The 14,796-nt window shown below is 72.4% G+C and carries 13 protein-coding genes; 9 read left to right on the top strand and 4 right to left on the bottom strand.

What is annotated here, in order from left to right:
• Window positions 1–65: 65 nt before the first annotated feature.
• From ACMATS_RS10635 to ACMATS_RS10620, 4 genes are all read left to right on the top strand, one after another.
• On the top strand, window positions 66–2,186 hold the full coding sequence (locus ACMATS_RS10635; RefSeq protein WP_390778389.1) for a DNA gyrase/topoisomerase IV subunit B: 2,121 nt from the start codon (window positions 66–68) through the stop codon (window positions 2,184–2,186).
• 169 nt (window positions 2,187–2,355) lie between these two features.
• Window positions 2,356–2,844, top strand: coding sequence for a DUF1453 domain-containing protein (locus tag ACMATS_RS10630; protein ID WP_390778388.1), 489 nt, complete (start codon window positions 2,356–2,358; stop codon window positions 2,842–2,844).
• Window positions 2,845–2,872: 28 nt separating this feature from the next.
• On the top strand, window positions 2,873–4,036 hold the full coding sequence (locus ACMATS_RS10625; RefSeq protein WP_414170693.1) for a sensor histidine kinase: 1,164 nt from the start codon (window positions 2,873–2,875) through the stop codon (window positions 4,034–4,036).
• Window positions 4,033–4,761: a response regulator gene (locus tag ACMATS_RS10620; protein WP_414167788.1), complete on the top strand. Its 729-nt coding sequence runs from the start codon at window positions 4,033–4,035 to the stop codon at window positions 4,759–4,761. The genes ACMATS_RS10625 and ACMATS_RS10620 overlap by 4 nt, the downstream gene beginning before the upstream one ends.
• Window positions 4,762–4,779: 18 nt before the next feature.
• Here the strand turns inward: ACMATS_RS10620 and ACMATS_RS10615 are convergent, their stop codons facing one another.
• Both ACMATS_RS10615 and ACMATS_RS10610 read right to left on the bottom strand, forming a co-directional pair.
• On the bottom strand, window positions 4,780–5,460 hold the full coding sequence (locus ACMATS_RS10615) for a response regulator (protein ID WP_414167787.1): 681 nt from the start codon (window positions 5,458–5,460) through the stop codon (window positions 4,780–4,782).
• On the bottom strand, window positions 5,457–7,067 hold the full coding sequence (locus tag ACMATS_RS10610) for an ATP-binding protein (protein WP_391150636.1): 1,611 nt from the start codon (window positions 7,065–7,067) through the stop codon (window positions 5,457–5,459). The genes ACMATS_RS10615 and ACMATS_RS10610 overlap by 4 nt, the downstream gene beginning before the upstream one ends.
• A gap of 325 nt (window positions 7,068–7,392) precedes the next feature.
• Between ACMATS_RS10610 and ACMATS_RS10605 the strand changes: the two genes are divergently transcribed.
• From ACMATS_RS10605 to ACMATS_RS10595, 3 genes are all read left to right on the top strand, one after another.
• On the top strand, window positions 7,393–8,244 hold the full coding sequence (locus tag ACMATS_RS10605; protein WP_414167786.1) for an ABC transporter ATP-binding protein: 852 nt from the start codon (window positions 7,393–7,395) through the stop codon (window positions 8,242–8,244).
• A complete protein-coding gene (locus ACMATS_RS10600; protein ID WP_414167785.1) occupies window positions 8,234–9,103 on the top strand; it encodes an ABC transporter permease in 870 nt (289 codons plus the stop codon). Before ACMATS_RS10605 ends, ACMATS_RS10600 begins: the two co-directional genes overlap by 11 nt.
• Before the next feature lie 92 nt (window positions 9,104–9,195).
• Window positions 9,196–10,257: an ABC transporter substrate-binding protein gene (locus ACMATS_RS10595; RefSeq protein WP_390778382.1), complete on the top strand. Its 1,062-nt coding sequence runs from the start codon at window positions 9,196–9,198 to the stop codon at window positions 10,255–10,257.
• Here ACMATS_RS10595 and ACMATS_RS10590 read toward each other — a convergent pair.
• Window positions 10,221–11,165 carry a sucrase ferredoxin gene (locus ACMATS_RS10590; protein WP_390778381.1) on the bottom strand — a complete coding sequence of 315 codons (945 nt, stop codon included), beginning with the start codon at window positions 11,163–11,165 and terminating at the stop codon, window positions 10,221–10,223. The two genes, ACMATS_RS10595 and ACMATS_RS10590, sit on opposite strands and share 37 nt — an antisense overlap.
• 44 nt (window positions 11,166–11,209) lie before the next feature.
• Window positions 11,210–12,478, bottom strand: coding sequence for a citrate/2-methylcitrate synthase (locus ACMATS_RS10585; RefSeq protein ID WP_414167784.1), 1,269 nt, complete (start codon window positions 12,476–12,478; stop codon window positions 11,210–11,212).
• Between the two features lie 88 nt (window positions 12,479–12,566).
• Between ACMATS_RS10585 and ACMATS_RS10580 the strand changes: the two genes are divergently transcribed.
• Together ACMATS_RS10580 and ACMATS_RS10575 are read left to right on the top strand one after the other, a co-directional pair.
• A complete protein-coding gene (locus ACMATS_RS10580; protein WP_390778379.1) occupies window positions 12,567–13,715 on the top strand; it encodes a citrate synthase/methylcitrate synthase in 1,149 nt (382 codons plus the stop codon).
• 29 nt (window positions 13,716–13,744) lie between these two features.
• Window positions 13,745–14,782: a CobW family GTP-binding protein gene (locus ACMATS_RS10575; RefSeq protein ID WP_414167783.1), complete on the top strand. Its 1,038-nt coding sequence runs from the start codon at window positions 13,745–13,747 to the stop codon at window positions 14,780–14,782.
• The last annotated feature ends 14 nt before the right edge of the window (window positions 14,783–14,796 follow it).

Raw genomic sequence — 14,796 nt, 5'->3', positions numbered from 1 at the left:
GGCGACCCGAGCCATCCATGTGCCCGAACGCGGGCCAGACAGAAATTCAGCGAGGAGCGAACCGCGTGACCGCCGAAATGTCCGTGCCGTCCACTGCGCTGCTGACCGGAGCAGACCGGGACGGCTCCAACTACACCGCGCGGCACCTGCTCGTCCTCGAGGGCCTCGAAGCCGTCCGCAAGCGACCCGGCATGTACATCGGGTCCACGGACAGCCGCGGCCTGATGCACTGCCTCTGGGAGATCATCGACAACTCCGTCGACGAGGCCCTGGGCGGCTACTGCGACCGCATCGAGGTGGTCCTCCACGACGACGGTTCGGTGGAGGTGGGGGACAACGGCCGCGGCATCCCCGTGGACGTCGAGCCCAAGACGGGCCTGTCCGGCGTCGAGGTCGTGATGACCAAGCTGCACGCGGGCGGCAAGTTCGGCGGCGGCTCCTACGCCGCCTCCGGCGGTCTGCACGGCGTGGGCGCCTCCGTCGTCAACGCGCTGTCGTCCCGGCTGGACGTCGAGGTCGACCGCAGCAGCAGGACGCACGCGATCAGTTTCCGCCGCGGCGTCCCCGGCATCTTCACCGAGTCCGGCCCGGACGCCCCTTTCGACCCCGCCAGCGGCCTGCTCAAGGGCAAGAAGGTGCCCAAGAACCGCACCGGCACCCGCATCCGCTACTGGGCGGACCGGCAGATCTTCCTCAAGGACGCCAAGCTCTCCCTGGAGACGCTCTACGGACGCGCCCGGCAGACGGCGTTCCTGGTGCCGGGGCTGACCATCGTCGTGCGCGACGAGCGGGGCCTGGACGGCGCCGAGGCCACCGAGGAGACGTTCCGCTACGACGGCGGCATCAGCGAGTTCTGCGAGTACCTCGCGCAGGACAAGGCCGTCTGCGACGTGCTCCGGCTGACCGGCCAGGGCACCTTCAAGGAGACCGTCCCCGTCCTGGACGAGCGCGGTCACATGACGCCCACCGAGGTCACCCGTGAGCTCGGCGTGGACATCGCGCTGCGCTGGGGCACCGGCTACGACACCGCGGTCAAGTCCTTCGTCAACATCATCGCCACCCCCAAGGGCGGCACGCACGTGGCCGGATTCGAGCGGTCGATCACCAAGACCGTCAACGAGGTGCTCCGCTCGGCCAAGCTGCTCCGCGTCGCCGAGGACGACGTCGTCAAGGACGACGCCATGGAGGGGCTCACCGCCGTGGTGACCGTGCGGCTGGCGGAGCCGCAGTTCGAGGGGCAGACCAAGGAGGTCCTCGGCACCTCGGCCGCCTCCCGCATCGTGGCGAACGTGGTCGCCAAGGAGCTCAAGGCGTTCCTGACCTCGACCAAGCGCGACGCGAAGCAGCAGGCCCGGGCGATCCTGGAGAAGGTCGTCGCGGCCGCCCGCACGCGGATCGCCGCCCGGCAGCACAAGGAGGCCCAGCGGCGGAAGACGGCCCTGGAGTCCTCCTCGCTGCCGGCCAAGCTCGCCGACTGCCGCAGCGACGACGTCGAGCGCAGCGAGCTGTTCATCGTCGAGGGCGACTCCGCGCTGGGCACGGCCAAGCTCGCCCGGAACTCGGAGTTCCAGGCCCTGCTGCCGATCCGCGGCAAGATCCTCAACGTCCAGAAGTCGTCGGTCTCCGACATGCTGAAGAACGCCGAGTGCGGCGCGATCATCCAGGTGATAGGAGCGGGCTCCGGCCGCACCTTCGACATCGACGCGGCGCGCTACGGCAAGGTCATCTTCCTCGCGGACGCCGACGTGGACGGCGCCCACATCCGCTGCCTGCTGCTCACGCTGTTCCAGCGCTACATGAGGCCGATGGTGGAGGAGGGGCGGGTGTTCTCCGCGGTGCCTCCGCTGCACCGGGTGGAGCTCATCAACCCCCGCAAGGGCCAGGACAAGTACATCTACACCTACTCCGACAGCGAGCTGCGGCAGACGCTGCTGGAGCTGGAGCGCAAGAACATCCGCTACAAGGAGAGCATCCAGCGCTACAAGGGCCTCGGTGAGATGGACGCCGACCAATTGGCCGAGACCACGATGGACCCGCGCCACCGCACGCTGCGCCGGATCAACATCAGCGACCTGGAGGCGGCGGAGCGCACCTTCGACCTGCTGATGGGCAACGAGGTGGCCCCGCGCAAGGAGTTCATCACCAACTCCGGGGCCACGCTGGACCGCTCGCGCATCGACGCCTGATCCCCGGCGGCCGGGCCGGCGTCCACCCCCGGGTGGAGAAAGATCTCCACCCGGGCTCCACCCCGGGCCCACCCGTGCTCCGATCCCCGCCGGGAGCCGGATCCGTAGCGTCGGACGTGTCCTTCCCGCGGTCCTGCCGCGGACGTCCCCGCTCACCGGAGGCTCCTTCATGTCCGGCCTTGTCGACGTCGCCGTCATCGTCGCCGTCATCGCGATCGTGCTGGTGCGGCAGCTGAAGCCGCGCAGGCTGGCCCAGGACGCCGGGCGCTGGTGGCTGCTGCCCGCCGTGCTCGTGGTGATGGCGGTGCGTCAGCCGGGCCTGATCGACGCCGGACACCGGGCGGCCTCGGCCGGGCTGCTGGCCGCCGGGGTGCTGGCCGGGCTCGCCACGGGAGCGGCCTGGGCCTGGACCAGCCGCATCTGGACCGACTCCTCGGGAACGGTCTGGGCCAAGGGCGGCAAGGCGACAGCGGCGGTGTGGGCCGGCGGCCTGGTGCTGCGGCTCGTGCTCTACGGGATAGGAACGCTGGCCGGGGTCCACCAGGGCGGGCCGGGCGTCATGGTCACCGTGGCGGCGATGCTCCTCGCCCGCACGGGGGTGCTGGCCCACCGGGCCCGTGGGCTGGCCCCGGCGTACCGTGTCCCTGCCGGTGGCTGAGGCCGGCGTCGTGGCGGAAGGACCGTACGTGCCGATGCAGAGCTGGACCGTGTGGCCGGCCCGCGAAGCACTGTCCCCGGTGGGGGTTCCGCCGGCGCGCAGAACGATCTCGTGGGCGGTCCGGATCGTCTTCGCCTGCATGTTCCTGTGGAGCCTGCTGCACCAGGGCGTGTTCCAGGGGTGGGGTTACGGGGCCTTCGCCGCAGGTGTCCTGCTCGGCGTCGTCGCGGTCTGGCGGTACCGGCTCACGACGCTCGGGCAGCGGCTGTGGCCGTCGGTCGGGTGGCTGGGCGTGCTGTTCGCGGTGGGGGTGCTCGCCGAGGCCGGCGGGGCGCACCTCGCGGCCACCGGGTTGTGGTGCCTGTGCGGCGGTATCGCCATCGAGCGGCTTCCCCTGGCGTATGGGTTCGGTGCCGCGGCCGTCGTCATGGGGACGTACGCCCTGGTGAACACGGGCAGCTTGGCGGGGACGGCTCTCACGGTGGGGCTGGTGGGGCTCATCGGGTACACGCTGAGGCTGGACGAGGAGGCGCGCGGGGCCGGATTCCGGCTGCTGGCCCAGGAGCGGGCCGCGCGCAGTGCCGAGGCCGAGTCGGCGGCGCTGGCGGAGCGGGCCCGGATCGCCCGGGAGATCCACGACGTGCTCGCGCACAGCCTCTCCGCGCAGATGGTCCACCTGGAGGCGGCGCGCCTGCTGATCGAGGGGGGAGGGGAGCGGGAGCAGATCCTGGAGCGGGTCACCGCGGCCCGGCGCATGGCGCGTTCGGGGCTGGCCGAGACGCGGCAGGCGCTGTCGGCCCTGCGCGGCGAGATCGCCCAGGTGGAGGACTTCCTGCGGGAGGTGGCGGCTGCGGAGGGAGCGGTGCTGGAGGTGACGGGCGAGCCCCGGAGGGTGCCGGCCGAGGCCGGGCTGGCGGTGCGCAGGGTGGCGCAGGAGGCGCTGACCAATGTGCGCAAGCACGCCCCGGGGGCGCGGGTGGAGATGAAATTCGCCTATCTGGAGGGAGAGGTGGAGCTGTCGGTCCGTGACAGCGGGGCGCGTCAGCCCGTGGGCGGTCTCGCGGTCTCCGGCGCCGGGTACGGTCTGATCGGGATGCGGGAGCGTGCGGAGCTGTTGGGCGGCACGCTGGAGGCCGGGCCGGCCGGGAGTGATGAGGAGGGGTTCGTGGTGCGTCTGCGGGTGCCGGCGTGACGGGCGGCACGGGCGACGGTGCCGGGGGAGAGCAGCGTCGGCGGGCGCGGGTCGTGGTCGTCGACGACCAGACCGTGGTGCGCGAGGGCATTGTGATGCTGCTGGGGTTGCTGCCCGGTATCGAGGTCGTCGGTGCGGCGGCGGACGGCCTGGAGGCGGTGCGGCTGGTCGCCGAACAGGCCCCGGACGTGGTGCTGATGGACCTCAGGATGCCCCGCTGCGACGGGGTGGAGGCCACGCGCCGGATCCGTCGTGACCACCCGGGCACCCAGGTCGTGGTGCTCACCACGTTCGGCGACGACGGCTCGCTGTTCCCGGCGCTGCGGGCCGGGGCGCGGGGCTATCTCACCAAGGACGCCGGCGCGGAGGAGATCGTCCGGGCCGTCGAGCAGGTGATGTCGGGCGAGGCGGGGCTGTCGCCGAAGGTGCAGATGCGGCTGCTGGAAAGCCTGTCCGCGCCGGTGGCCGAGGTGCCCGGGGCCGGGCCCGTGGCTCCCCGGGAGCTGCCGGACGGGCTGACGGCCCGTGAGGCGGAGGTGCTCTCCCTGGTGGCCGACGGGCTGTCGAACACCGAGATCGCGCGGCGCCTGCACGTGAGCACGGCGACGGTCAAGACGCACATCAACAACCTCTTCGCCAAGGCCGGGGTCCGCGACCGCGCCCAGGCCGTGCGCTACGCCTACCGTCACGGCATCGCCCGGCCCCCGGGCGCGCAGGTCACCTGAGCGTGCCGGAAGGGGAGTTCAGCTCCGGCCCGCCCAGGTGTAGCGGTGTTCCGGGCGGCCCGTCTCGCCGTAGCGGAGGGTGAGGTCGAGCCGGCCGGACTCCTCGAGCCGCTTGAGGTAGCGCTGGGCCGTGGAGCGGCTCAGGCCCGAGCGCTCCGCGACCTCGTGTGCGGACAGGGGGGACGCCGCGTCCGAGAGGACCCGGCGGATCAGTTCGGCCGTCGGTGCGGAGTGGCCCTTGGGCAGGGGAGCGGTGACGGCCGCGGTGCGCAGGGTGCCGAAGATCCGGTCCACTTGGTCCTGTTCGGCCTCCTGGGTGCCCTCCAGGGCCCGGCGCAGCTGGGCGTACGCCTCCAGCTTCACCCGCAGCCCCGCGAATGTGAACGGCTTGACCAGGTACTGCAGCGCGCCGTAGCGCATGGCGGTGCGCACGGTCGTGATGTCGCGGGCTGCGGTCACCATGATGACGTCCGTGTGGTGGCCGAGCTGGCGGATGCGGCGGACCAGGGACAGGCCCGACTCGTCGGGCAGGTAGTGGTCGAGGAGCACCAGGTCGACGCCGCCGCCCGCGAGTTCGGCCAGCGCCTGGGCCGCGCTGTGGGCGGTGGCGCGGATGCGGAAGCCCGGAACGCGGGACACATAGGCGGCGTTGATCTCGGCGACGCGGAAGTCGTCGTCCACGACCAGGACTTCGATCACCGGGCCACCTCCTGCAGCGGTACCGTGACCCTGAGCGCCTCCGGCAGCTCCACTGTGAACACCGCACCTCCGCCGTCCCGTTCGCCCACCCGGGCCGATCCGCCGTACCGCTCCGCCAGCCGTTGCACCAGCGGGAGCCCCAGCCCCCGTGGCCGGTTCGGGGCGGCCTGTTTGGTGGACCAGCCGTCGGTGAACACCAGCTCCCGTGCCGCGGCGGGGACCCCCGGCCCGTTGTCCGCGACCCGCATCACGACCGTCGTCCCCACCGTCCGCACCTCCACCTCCACGCATGCCCCGGCGCGCCCTGCGGCCGCGTCCAGTGCGTTGTCCACGAGATTGCCCAGCACCGTGACCAGGTCCCGGGGGTCCACCACCTGCTCGGGCAGCTGTGTCGCCCCGCTCACCCGCAGGGCCACCCCGTGCTCGGCCGCGACCGCGCTCTTGCCCACCAACAGGGCTCCGACCAGCGGCTCGTGGACCTTTTCGAGGACCTGCTCGGCCGTGGCCCGGTGCGCGCCGGTCACCTCGGCCACGAAGTCCACGGCCTCCTCGTACAGCCCCAGTTCCAGCAGTCCCACGATGGTGTGCATGCGGTTGGCGTGCTCGTGGTCCTGTGCGCGCAGCGCCTCCGCGAGGCCCCGGGTGCCGTCCAGTTCCCGGGCGAGCTGCTCCAGTTCGGTCCGGTCGCGCAGGGTGGCCACGGTGCCGCCGTCGCGGGTCTCCATCCGGTTGGCGACCAGCACGCGCCCGTTCCAGACGGTGAGCAGGTCCGTCCCCGACACCCGTCCCGCCAGCACGTCGGCGGCGCGGCCGGGCGGCAGGACGGCGTCGATCGGCCGTCCGGTGGCCCCGGGGCCGATGCCCAGCAGCCGTTGTGCCTCGTCGTTGACCAGCCGCACCCGGCCGCGCCGGTCGAGGGCGACGACGCCCTCGCGGATGCCGTGCAGCATCGCCTCGCGCTCGTCCAGGAGGGCGGAGATCTCGGAGAGTTCGATGCCGTGCGTCCGGGCGCGCAGCCGCCAGGAGACGGCGAACACGGCCAGTGCACCGACCGCGAGCGCGGCGCCCGCGTACGTCAGGATGCCGGGAAGCGCCCTGATCACCCCGCCGCGTACGTCGTCGTAGGCGATGCCCACCGACACGGCGCCCACGATGGCGCCCTCGGTGTCGCGCAGCGGCACCTTGCCGCGCGCGGAGCGGCCCAGGGTGCCGTTCTCGATGCCTGTCCACTCGCCCCCGGCGAGCGCGGGCCCCGGATCGCTGCCGACGTGGCGGCCGATCTCCCCGGGGGTGGTGTGCGACCAGCGGATGCCCCGGGTGTCGACCACCACGACGTAACGGGCGCCGGTGGCCAGGCGGATGCGTTCGGCGGCGGCCTGTACCGGGCCGTCGGCGTCCGGCCGCCCGGCGAGGATGTCGTGGGCGATGCCCGGCTGGGCGGCGGTGGCCTGCGCGATCGCCAGCGCCCGGCGCTTGGCCTGTTCGTCGAGCTGGGACCCCAGGGGCGCCAGGAGCAGTCCGGTGGTGAGCGCGATGACCCCGGTGGTGATCAGCAGTTGCACGGACAGCACATGGGCGAAGACGCGGCGGGGCCACCGGGGGCGCATGTCGGTCCCTTTCGTCTCGGCACCACCCCGTAGCGGTTGTTGCAGGGTGTCGCATTCCGTCCGTTCCGTTGCGCTGCGATGCAGCAGCATGAACCGAACGTAGCCGGATCACACCGCTTTCCTCAGCCCCTGTGGCGCTTTGTTGTCCTGACTGTTGTTCTAATGCGCGCAAAACGAGCAGAACAGGGTTCGTGCACTCAAGCCGCACAGCGCTCACAAGGCTGCCCCTGTGCCCTGGGTCACTCCTAGCCTCCACCTCCGGCCGCCCCGTCACGGAGCGCGGGGCCGGACGGCCGGTGCAAGGTGCAAGTGCAAGGAGGCGGACGTGAACAGCGGCAATCGGCCGGGCAGTGTCCCGGCGATCGAGCTGCGCGGTGCGAGCAAGGTGTTCCGGACGCCGTCGGGCGGGGTGCACACGGCTGTGCGCGATCTCGATCTGACCGTCGGGCGGGGCGAGTTCGTGGCCGTCGTGGGTCCCACGGGGTGCGGGAAGTCCACCACGCTGACCCTGGTCAGCGGGCTGGAGGAGCCGACCGAGGGCGAGGTGCTGATCGACGGCGGGCCGGTGGAGGGGATCCGGCCGGAGGTCGGTTTCGTCTTCCAGCAGGACGCGGTGTTCCCCTGGCGGACGGTGCTCTCCAACGTGGCGGCGGGCCCCCGGTTCCGCGGCGTGCCCAAGGCGGAGGCCCGGGCGCGGGCCCGCGACTGGCTCGGCCGGGTGGGGCTCGCCGCCTTCGCCGACCGCTATCCGCACCAGCTCTCCGGCGGTCAGCGCAAACGCGTGGCCCTGGCCCAGACGTTCGTCAACGACCCGGCGATCCTGCTCATGGACGAGCCTTTCTCCGCGCTCGACGTGCAGACCCGCGCGCTGATGTCGGACGAACTCCTGGAGCTGTGGGGCGGATCCCGCGGATCCCGCCCCGGCGCGCAGGCCGCCTCCGTCGTCTTCGTCACCCACGACCTGGAGGAGGCGATCGCGCTGGCCGACAAGGTCGTGGTGATGACCGCGGGACCGGCCACTGTCAAAGAGGTCTTCCCCATCGGCCTGCCGCGCCCCCGCAAGGTCGAATCCGTGCGTCTGGAACCGCAGTTCATCGAGCTCTACCGGGAGATCTGGGCCTGCCTCGGCGAGGAAGTCCGCATCACCCGCGAAAGGGGTGCCGCCCGTGTCGCCTGAAGCCGTCTCCGCCGCCGTGGCCGTCCGGGGAAGGAAGGAGGGCCGCGCGGAGGCCCGGGCGCGGGCCGCCCGGCAGTACCGGCTGCTGGTCCTCGGCGCCCGGGTGCTGCTGCTGGCCGTCGTCCTCGGCGCCTGGGAGGTCCTGGCCCGGACCGAGGTCATCGATCCCTTCAACTTCTCGATGCCGTCGAGGATCTGGGGCCAGATCGTCCAGTGGACCATGCACGGCACCGCCCAGGGGTCGCTCGGGGAGCAGATCTGGTACACGCTCCAGGAGGCCCTGCTCGGCTGGGTCATCGGTGTGACGGGCGGTGTGGTGCTCGGCATCGTGCTCGGCCGGGTGCGCTTCCTGGCCGACGTCCTCGGTCCGTACATCAAGGTCCTCAACGCGCTGCCGAGGATCGTGCTGGCACCGATCTTCGTGATCTGGTTCGGCCTCGGGCCCGGCTCCAAGATCGCCTCGGCCGTGGTGCTCGTCTTCTTCCCGGTCTTCTTCAACGCCTTCCAGGGCGCCCGCGAAGTGGACCGCAACCTGGTGGCCAACGCCCGCATCCTGGGCGCGAGTCACCGCCAGGTCACCCTCCAGGTCGTGGTCCCGTCCGCCACGTCGTGGATCTTCACCAGCCTGCACGTCAGCTTCGGCTTCGCCCTCATCGGCGCCATCGTCGGCGAGTACCTCGGTGCGTCCAAGGGCATCGGTCTGCTGGTCTCGGCATCTCAAGGGTCCTTCAACACGGCCGGCGTCTATGCGGCGATGGCGATCCTCGCCGTCGTGGCGCTGCTCGCCGAGGGGCTGCTGACCTTCGCCGAGAAGCGGCTCTTCCGCTGGAAGCCCGGCGCGCCGGGCGACGCGCGCTGAAACGGTTTCACCGACGGCCCCCCACCGGCCGGACCACCCCACCCCCCTGTACGGGCAACTGCCACCGACTTTCTGACCGTGAGGAACGTGTGATGCGTACGTTCGGCAAGTGCACCAAGGTATCCGCGGCGGCCGTCGCGGGGGTGATGTGTCTCGCGCTGTCCGGCTGCGCCGACGACGCGTCGGCCGGCAGCAACAAGGCGGGCAACGAGGCGCTGAAGGGCGAGGCCGTCAAGATCATGGTGGGCGGCCTGGACAAGGTGATCTACCTGCCGGTGGTGCTCACCCAGCAGCTGGGCTACTTCGAGAAGGAGGGCCTGACGGTCAAGCTGCTGACCGAGCCGGCCGGCGTGCAGGCCACGACCTCCCTCGTCTCCGGCGACGTGCAGGGAGCGGTGGGCTTCTACGACCACACCCTCGACCTGCAGGCCAAGGGCAAGCAGGTCGAGTCCGTGGTCCAGCTGGCCCAGACGCCGGGCGAGGTGGAGATCGTCTCCAAGAAGGCGGCGTCCGAGGTCGCTTCGCCGAAGGACTTCAAGGGCAAGAAGCTCGGGGTGACCGGACTCGGCTCCTCCACCGACTTCCTGACGAAATACCTGGCGGTGAAGAACGGGCTGACCACCAGCGACATCACGCCGGTCGCCGTCGGCGCCGGGCAGACCTTCCTCGCCGCCCTGCAACAGGGCTCCATCGACGCCGGCATGACCACCGACCCGACCGTCGCCCAGGCCCTCGCCAAGGACCTCGGCACGGTGCTCGTCGACATGCGCACCCCCGAGGGTTCGCGGGCGGCGCTCGGCGGGCTCTACCCGTCGTCGAGCCTCTACATGAACACCAGTTGGGTCGAGAACAACAAGGACACCGTCCAGAAGCTGACCAACGCACTGGTGAAGACCCTCAAGTGGATGTCCTCGCACTCGCCGGAGGAGATCGCGGCGAAGATGCCCGAGGACTACGCGAAGGGCGGCAAGGAGCTCTACGTCAAGTCCATCGAGAGCACCCTGCCGATGTTCACCAAGGACGGCGTGATGCCCGCCGACGGGCCGAAGACCGTCCTGGAGGTCCTCAAGTCCTTCAACCCCGCCCTCAAGGGCGCCTCGGTGAACCTGGAGAAGACCTACACCACGGAGTTCGCCAAGAAGGCCGCGGGCTGAGGCCGGGCGAGCGGGGCGACGGACACGACGTCCATCCGGGCCGGCGAGCCCGGCGCCCTGCCGCAGCTCTCCGGGCGCGGCGTCTCGGCGGCGCCCTGCTCGACGACCGCCTGCCAGGCGCGGCCGTCGGTGTGGGCGACGGTGACGGTCCAGCGGGGAGCCGCGCCCTCGGCCGCCGTGACGTCCAGGGCGTCCGCGCGCTCCTCGCCGGTCAGGTCGCGGACGGCCAGCTCGGCGGCCTGGGCGGGCCGCTCCCAGGCGGAGCGGCCCCGGCAGCCCGTGGTCGTGATGCGGCCGTCGCGGGCCGCTTCCAGGGCCTCCTTGACGTCCTGCGCGGTGGCCCGCCCGTACGCGTAGCCGTAGGGGAGCACCATGAGGGTCGGGGCGAAGCGGTGGCCGCCGAGGTGGGTGATCTCCCAGACCTCGCCGCAGGCCGAGGCGGCCAGCTCCGCGGCGAGCGGCCGGCCGAGCAGGGCGCAGCAGCGGTCGCGCCTGCCGTTCGTGCACACGAGGGCGAGCGGATCGCCCTCGTACGGCTCCCACAGGCCGCCGTGCCTGCCCGCGCCGAGCGCCGCGAAGTCCAGGCCGGGCAGCTGCGCGGGGTCCGTGACGACCGTGGTGCGGATCCAGGAGTTGCCGGGTGCGGTGTGCGCGGCGAAGACGCGCCGCCCGGCGGGGTGGTGGCAGTCGGCGTGCCGTCCGGGGCGGCGGATCAGTGCGATCCGCACGCCGGTGCCCGCGGCCGCCTCGTCCAGGGCGCGGCTCACGGCCGGGTCGAGGTGGCTGGAGGCGAGCGCGTCGGAGCCCCACGGCCCGGGCTGCTCGATCAGCAGCCACGTGCGGGCGGTGGCGGCGGTGCCTGCCAGGGGTTCGGCCAGAAGGCGGGAGGCGCTCGCGCAAGTGCTCACGTAGGTGAGCCTAACCTGGCCCGGCAGAGTTGCCGCATCGGGCCTCAGGGCAGCGGCTGCGGGGGCCGGGGACCGCAGTATTCGCCGGACGGGCGCAGCCGCATCGGGCGCTCGGCGTACTCCTCCAGCGCGTGGGCGATCCAGCCGGCCGTGCGGGCCACCGCGAACACCGTCTCCCCGGCCTCGGGCGGCATGCCCGCGGAGACGGACAGGACGGCGAGCGCGAGGTCCACGTTGGCGTGCAGGGGCGTGTGCCGGGCGGTGGTCGTCTCCACCTCGCGGGCCGCGGCCAGGGCCTGTGCCGCGGCGGGCACGGACTCCAGCCGGGCGAACAGCGCCTCCGCCCGCGGGTCCGGCCCCGGGTAGAGCCGGTGGCCGAGGCCCGGCACCCGCCGGCCGCCGCGCAGGTGGTCCGCCACCACCGCGGCCGCGCTGCCCCGCTGCAGCACCTCGGTCAGCATCCTGTGCGCCAGGCCGCTGGCCGCGCCGTGCAGCGGGCCGTCGAGGGCGCCGAGCCCGGCCGAGACGACGGCGTACGGGTGGGCCTGTGACGACGCCGCCACGCGCGCCGCGAGGGTCGACGTGGCGAGGTCGTGGTCGATGAGCAGCACAAGTGCCGCCTCCAGCGCGGACAGTGATGCCTCGTCGGGTGCCTGCGCGCTCAGCCGCGACCACAGCCGCCACGCGAGCCGTCCGTCGCCGCGGTGCGGCTGCCCGGCGGGCGGCAGCGCGTCGACCAGCGTCGGGATCAGGCCCCGGGCGGTGCCCAGCACGGCCTCGGGCGACAGGTCGAAGCGCAGCGGGTCGGCCGCCGCCGCGGCGATCGCGGCCACCCGCAGCCGGTCGACGGTCCCGCTGTGCGCGGGCAGCGCCGCCACCGCGCTGCGGGCGGCGGCCAGGGTCTCGGCGGGGGAGACGAACCGGACGCCGCGGCGCAGTTCGCCGGTCCACAGCCAGTCGGCGACCTCCTCGTAGCCGTACCGCCCGGCGAGCGCGGTCGCGTCGACGCCGCGGTAGTAGTGCCGGTCCGCGGTGATGAGGGTGACGCCCGTGCGGATGGCGCTCTCGCCGCCGAAGGAGGGCTCGCGGCGGGTGCCGCCGCGGCGCACCAGCGCCTCGACCTCGCGCGGGTCGAAGGTGCTGCCCCTGCCGCCCGGCCCGCGGCGGGCGGTGAGCCGGCCCCGGCTCACGTACGCGTAGACCGTCTCGGGCTTCACCCCGAGCCGCTCGGCGACCTCGCGCGTGGTCAGCCGCTCCCTGTCCGGGGGCTCCGGTCCCGTCCCCTGCTCCACCATGCGCCCACGGTAGTCCATGCTCTTATATTGATTCAATCAATATTGACACCGTTTGAGTCAAGCATGGACAGTCGTCATCAAGTTCGAGGATGCAAGGAGGCACGAGATGACCCTCACCGAGGTGCCCCGCGGGCTCGCGGGCGTCGTCGTCACCGACACCGCCCTGGGCGACGTCCGCGGCCGCGAGGGCTTCTACCACTACCGCCAGTACTCGGCCGTCGAGCTCGCGCAGAACCGCACGTTCGAGGACGTCTGGCACCTGATGTTCCACGGCCGGCTGCCGGACGCGGCGGAGTCCGCGGCCTTCGCGGCACGCACCGCCGCGCTGCGCCGGCTCCCCACGGACGTCCGCGCGGCCCTGCCCGGCATCGCCCGCGCCTGCGCCGAGGCGGGACCGCTCGCCGGGCTGCGCGCCGCGCTCTCGCTGCTCGGCGGCGCCCACGGGATGCGTCCGCTGTACGACATCGGCCCCGCCGACCGCTCCACCGACGCCCTGGCCGCCTGCGCCGCCGTGCCCGTGCTGCTCACCGCGCTGCACCGGCTGGGCCGCGGTCTGGAGCCCGTCGAACCGCGCGACGACCTGCCGTACGCCGCCAACTACCTGTACATGCTCACCGGAGAGGAGCCGGACGCGCGGCGCGCCCGCGCCGTCGAGCAGTACCTGATCTCCACCGTCGACCACGGCTTCAACGCCTCGACCTTCACGGCCCGCGTCATCGCCTCCACCGGAGCCGACCTCGCCGCCTGCCTGTGCGGAGCGATCGGCGCCCTGTCCGGCCCGCTGCACGGCGGCGCCCCCAGCCGGGCCCTGGACACCCTGGACGCCATCGGCACCCCCGACCGCATCGGCCCCTGGGTCCGCGAACAGGTGCTCGCCGGCGAGCGGATCATGGGCTTCGGGCACCCCGTCTACCGCACCGAGGACCCGCGCTCGCGGATGCTGCGCGGCATCGCGCAGGAATTCGGCGGCCCGCTCGTGGAGTTCGCCGTCGAGGTCGAGCGACAGGTCGAGGGGATCCTGGCGGAGCTCAAGCCGGGGCGCGAACTGCACATCAACGTGGAGTTCTACGCCGGAGTGGTCATGGAGCTGTGCGGACTGCCCCGGGAGATGTTCACCCCGACGTTCTGTGCGGCCCGGACGGTCGGCTGGAGCGCCAATATCCTGGAGCAGGCGGAAGACTCCAAGATCATCCGCCCGGCGGCCCGCTACGTCGGCCCGCCCCCGCCGCAGCCGGTGCCCGCCGCGCTCGGCTGACGACGCCCGCACGACGAGGAGGCGCCCCCGTGGCCAAGCGACAGATCCCGGTCATCGTGCTCGCAGGATTTCTGGGATCGGGCAAGACCACCCTGCTCAACCACCTGCTGAGCAGAAGCGGGGGCAGCCGGATCGGCGCGGTCGTCAACGACTTCGGCAAGATCGAGATCGATGCCATGAGCATCGCCGGCCAGGTCGACTCCATGGTCTCGCTCGGCAACGGATGCCTGTGCTGCGCCGTGGACACCAGCGAACTGGACGTGTTCCTGGAGAAGCTGGCCCGCCCGTCCGCCCGCCTCGACGTCATCGTCATCGAGGCCAGCGGACTGGCCGAGCCGCAGGAGCTCATCCGCATGATCCTCGCCAGTGAGAACCGCAACATCGTCTACGGCGGTCTGGTCGAGGTGGTCGACGCGGCGGAGTTCGAGCGCACCCGGACCACCCACCCCGAGCTGGACCGGCACGTGGCCATCGCCGACCTGGTGGTCCTCAACAAGGCCGACCGGGTCGCGGACGGCGTCCGTGACCGGCTCCTGGGGACGCTGGGGGAGCTGAGCCCCGGGACCCCCGTCGTCCCGGCCTCCTACGGGCGCATCGACCCCGAGCTGCTCTTCGACCGCAAGCCGCGCGAGGAGCACCTGGAGGCGGTACGGCAGCTCTCGTTCGAGGACCTCTGCCACGGGGACGACGGGCACGATCACCACAGCCATCTCCACGCGGCCTACGAGAGCGTGGAGTTCGTCTCCGACGAGCCCATGCACCCGCGCCGGCTGATGGAGTTCCTCGACAGCAGGCCCGAAGGGCTGTACCGCATCAAGGGGTTCGTCCACTTCGGGATACCCGGCCACCGGCAGAAGTTCACCGTCCATGCGGTCGGGGACTTCCTGCGCTTCTATCCCTCGTCGTGGGCGCGCGGGGAGCAGCGCGTCACGCAGTTGGTGATGATCGGGCGGGGGGTCGATGCCGGGGCCCTCCGGGGGAGGCTGGACGCCTGCCGGGGCGGTGACGCACCGCAGGACGCCGACCCGAACAGCATGTGGGGCGTTCTGCGGTACGCGCAGTCCTGACCTGCAGGTCGGCT

Source organism: Streptoverticillium reticulum (assembly GCF_047456005.1).
In the GTDB taxonomy this organism is placed as follows: Bacteria; Actinomycetota; Actinomycetes; order Streptomycetales; family Streptomycetaceae; genus Streptomyces; species Streptomyces reticulum.
The sequence above is the reverse complement of the archived record's forward strand: the minus strand, read 5'-3'. Positions and strand labels throughout refer to the sequence as shown.

Excerpts from the sequence above, each read along its gene's own strand:
- ACMATS_RS10610 (WP_391150636.1), bottom strand. The coding sequence starts at position 7,067 with ATGCGCCCCCGGTGGCCCCGCCGCGTCTTCGCCCATGTGCTGTCCGTG.
- ACMATS_RS10630 (WP_390778388.1), top strand. The coding sequence starts at position 2,356 with ATGTCCGGCCTTGTCGACGTCGCCGTCATCGTCGCCGTCATCGCGATC.
- ACMATS_RS10580 (WP_390778379.1), top strand. The coding sequence starts at position 12,567 with ATGACCCTCACCGAGGTGCCCCGCGGGCTCGCGGGCGTCGTCGTCACC.
- ACMATS_RS10585 (WP_414167784.1), bottom strand. The coding sequence starts at position 12,478 with ATGGACTACCGTGGGCGCATGGTGGAGCAGGGGACGGGACCGGAGCCC.
- ACMATS_RS10595 (WP_390778382.1), top strand. The coding sequence starts at position 9,196 with ATGCGTACGTTCGGCAAGTGCACCAAGGTATCCGCGGCGGCCGTCGCG.